Origin of the sequence: Aggregatibacter sp. oral taxon 458 str. W10330 (assembly GCF_000466335.1) — a bacterium.
In the GTDB taxonomy this organism is placed as follows: Bacteria; Pseudomonadota; Gammaproteobacteria; order Enterobacterales; family Pasteurellaceae; genus Aggregatibacter.
In genome coordinates, this window is record NZ_KE952620.1 from 1 (window position 1) to 3,960 (window position 3,960).

General features: G+C 39.9%; 3 protein-coding genes. 2 read left to right on the top strand and 1 reads right to left on the bottom strand.

Going from position 1 to position 3,960, the window contains the following annotated elements; genetic code table 11:
- Positions 1 to 88: 88 nt before the first annotated feature.
- On the bottom strand, positions 89 to 2,116 hold the full coding sequence (locus HMPREF9065_RS01840) for a BCCT family transporter (protein ID WP_033002707.1): 2,028 nt from the start codon (positions 2,114 to 2,116) through the stop codon (positions 89 to 91).
- Positions 2,117 to 2,396: 280 nt separating this feature from the next.
- On the opposite strand from HMPREF9065_RS01840, the gene HMPREF9065_RS01835 reads away from it, so the two are divergent.
- Together HMPREF9065_RS01835 and HMPREF9065_RS01830 are read left to right on the top strand one after the other, a co-directional pair.
- A complete protein-coding gene (locus tag HMPREF9065_RS01835) occupies positions 2,397 to 2,732 on the top strand; it encodes an IS3 family transposase (RefSeq protein WP_021616751.1) in 336 nt (111 codons plus the stop codon).
- A gap of 71 nt (positions 2,733 to 2,803) precedes the next feature.
- A complete protein-coding gene (locus HMPREF9065_RS01830; RefSeq protein ID WP_021616752.1) occupies positions 2,804 to 3,754 on the top strand; it encodes an alpha/beta hydrolase in 951 nt (316 codons plus the stop codon).
- The last annotated feature ends 206 nt before the right edge of the window (positions 3,755 to 3,960 follow it).

The window sequence follows — 3,960 nt, forward strand, 5'->3', positions numbered from 1 at the left end:
ATTTAAGTTAACTAACCTGTCCAACTTTTGGGGGCAGATCAAAGCGCGGTTAAAAATTTAGAGGATTTTCAACCGCACTTTAGTCTTATTATTCAGCCAGTTCTGTTTGCTCGTGTGCCATCAATTCTTGACCCACATCGTCTAGCAAACTTAAGTAACGTTCATAATGTTTCAACATATCGGCAATCAATTCATCTTGGTCCATATATTGCACATCATAACCCACTCGACCATCAAAGAAATAAGTGTATGGCTCATAGGTCATACTATGTTGGATATGTGGCAAGTTATCATCATTAATTAATTGCTCTGACACCTCACGACCGATAGATTTCACCCCGTACATAAAGTCTCGCATCAAATCTTTTTGAATGACTAACTCGACTGCAGGTTCATCTTGATCAAATAACGTGTTAATTTGCACGCTCAAGTCATATTTGCCGATCAACTCTTGACGTAATTCTCGCATAGCCGGTAATACCGTATGTTTAAGGAAACGTAAAATATCTTTTTCTTGCGTTTGGTTCATCATTTGTTCCAAACGTTCTTTCCATTTATCCCCCGTCCAGAAAATACTGGTTGGATTAACTTTGGTATCAAAATATTTTTTATCTGCACTCAAGCCTTTCCATAAACTAAAGCACATCAGCAACATCAACATCGCAAAAGGTAATGCTACCAACAAGGTCATTGCCTGCAGGTTTGCCAAACCACCCGATTGCATTAAAACAATCGCGACGACTGACATTAATACACCCCACATCACAGCCTGCCAACGAGGTGCTGCAAGGCTTTTATCGCGTGATGCAATGTTATTTAATACATAAATACCGGAGTCTGCCGAGGTGATAAAGAATAAAGAAATCACCACCAAACTCACTAAACCCGTCACACCAGAAAGCGGTAAATAATCTAAGAATTTAAAGAGTAACGTTTCAGGCGAGGAAATCATTTGCCCTAACGTACCTGCAGCTTCACCATCATTCAACCAAATGGCCGTATTACCAAATACGGTAAACCACAAGATGCCGAACATGCTAGGAATCACCAACACGCCAAAAATAAATTCGCGAATGGTACGTCCTCTCGAGATACGCGCAATAAATAAACCGACAAATGGTGCCCAAGAACACCACCATGCCCAATACAGAATTGTCCAACCGCTAAACCAGCCAGTATGTTCTTGTTCATAAACATAGGTTTTGAAGCTTAATTGGACTAAGTTGCTGAGATAAGTTCCGATATTGTCGCTAAAAGCGGATAATAAATAAAGTGTTGGCCCCGCCACTAAGACGAAAATCAACAAACAGAAAGCTAATGTTAAATTCAGCTCACTTAAGATTTTTACCCCTTTCCCTACACCGGAAATCGCGGAAAATATCGCTAAACTCATTACCACGGCAATTACGACAACTTGCAAGCTGAAGCTATTTTCGCTAATCCAGCCTAATTGATGTAAGCCTGCACCCAATTGTGATGCACCAAAACCTAATGTTGTGATAACACCAAATAAGGTGGCAAGTAACGCCATAATGTCGATAAGATCGCCTAACTTGCCATTAATACGCTCTTTCAATAACGGATAGAAACAAGAACGTAATGCCAAAGGTAATTTGTAACGGAATCCAAAGTAAGCCAATGCCAACGCAATCGTGCCATACACCGCCCAGGCATGAATTCCCCAGTGGAATAAGGTGTGTAACAAGGCTTCTTGTTGCTTATGCTCTGCGCTGCCTGTGGTAATATCAGATAAGTAATGCGTCAATGGTTCTGCTACACCAAAGAACATCAACCCTACCCCCATACCGGCAGCAAATAACATCGCCAACCAAGACAGAAAACCAAATTCAGGCTCTTCTTCATCATTGCCTAATTTGATATTACCTAGGCTACTGACTGATAAAATGACTAAAAAGCCCAAAAATACTGAGAATGCTAATACGTAAAACCAACTAAAGTTGGCAAAAATGCCCGATTTAGCAGCATTTAATAAAGTTTGTGTTTGTTCAGGTGCGATTAAAATCATCGCGACAAGCAACACCACAAAAAATAACGTTGCACCAATCACTAAAGGATTGAACGACGTTTGCTTTTCCATAAATTTAGATAAAGACAACGCTTCCCCCTTAAAAATTAAGTGAATAAAAATAAAATCAGATTAAATAAAATAAGGCTTTAAGCCCTAAATGGTGAGATGGAACCATCGCAAATGATAGCACGGAGAAGTGCGATTTTGAAGGAAACACTCAGTAGGATTTGAGTGGATTGTTTCCAATTACAAAATATATATTATCAAAATATCAATATTTTTTCAAATTTCCTAAAATTGAAAAATCCTGAAAGAAAAAGTGCGGTCAGAAAAATCGTTAAGCCTGAAGTTTTCATTGGTAAAAAAGATGTTAGAACAAGGGCTTAGTCGGCTTAAACCGACAGAATGCCCGATTATTCATAGCGACCAAGGTGTATTGTATGGCACGGCGGAATGGGTAAAGATGTTGGAAGGTAAAGCGGTTCAAAGTATGAGTCGCCGAGGAAATTGCTACGATAATGCGGTGATTGAAAGTTTTTTTGCGATACTAAAATCAGCGTGTTTTTACTCACGAACTTATCATTCAATCGCTGAATTACAGGCTGAGATTGAAGAATATTTGGTGTATTACAATCAAAAACGAATTAAACTTGGTTTAAAAGGATTGAGCCCGGTGCAATACCGAGCTCAATATTTAAGTTAACTAACCTGTCCAACTTTTGGGGGGCAGATCATTTTGCTACGCTAGCGCAAAAATCTCACAAAGGAACACGTATGAAACCGTTATTATTGGCACTTTCTTGTGGTGTCTTCTTTAATCTTGCCGAGGGGCATCAAGCGACTTCTGCCGGTAATTTAGAACCGGCGATCATCCCTAATGCGCAAGAATATGTGCTTCACAGCCAATTTACGAAAAAAGATTATCGCATTCAGGTGATGCCTATTGGAGAAGTAAAGCATATCGGCTATTCCGTCCTTTATGTATTAGATGGCGATGCCCTTTTTCCGGCGGCTGCCAGCATGGCGCAAAACATGATGGCGCGCGCGCAAGAAACCAATGCTGTGCCATTTTTAATCGTCGGCATCGGCTACCCGAATACTCAACTTCTTAATCCGGCAGAACGCGCGCAAGATTATACGCCGCCGTCAGAACGTTACGATAATACCGGCGATAAAACCAATAAAAAATTTGGTGGTGCGGAAAATTTTTATCGCTTTATTCAGGAAGAATTAGCACCGGATTTACATCGCCGTTTTTCAATTAACGCAGCGCAACAAAACATTTTCGGACATTCTTATGGCGGCTTATTTAGTTTATATAGTTTGTTTAATCACCCGAATGGATTCCGCAACTATCTTATCGCCAGCCCTTCAATCTGGTGGAATCAACAACGGATTTTGCAAGATTTCCCTGCATTTTCCGAACATCTGCAAAACATAAAAGAGAATATTGGCGTGCGTTTCACCGCTGGGGAATATGAACAAAAATTGGCGCCCTATATGAAACAAGATCCTCAACGACAAAAGCAGCTAGATCAGCGCGCCATGGTGACACAAGTCAACAATTTAGCGGAAAAACTGAATGCACTACCTAATGATAAGCTATCCGTTGTGAGTAAAATTTATCCTGAAGAAACCCATATGACCAGTGTCATGCCTGCTTTATTAGATGGTTTGAAGTGGCTTTTTTCTCGCTGTAAAACACAAAAAGATTGTGAATTTTAAACATCAAAGTGCGGTGAAAAAATGTTGTACTTTCTCACCGCACTTTGTCTTTATTTATAGCCAACCAAAGTCTGGTTATAAAAACCATACGCTATGCATATGGAGCCAAATAGCTTAAGCGATGAACAGAAAAAATCCTCGCTATATAATTAACAAGGCTGACAACCAAAATTCAACATATAGGACGATTATTTAACCCCTCGTAG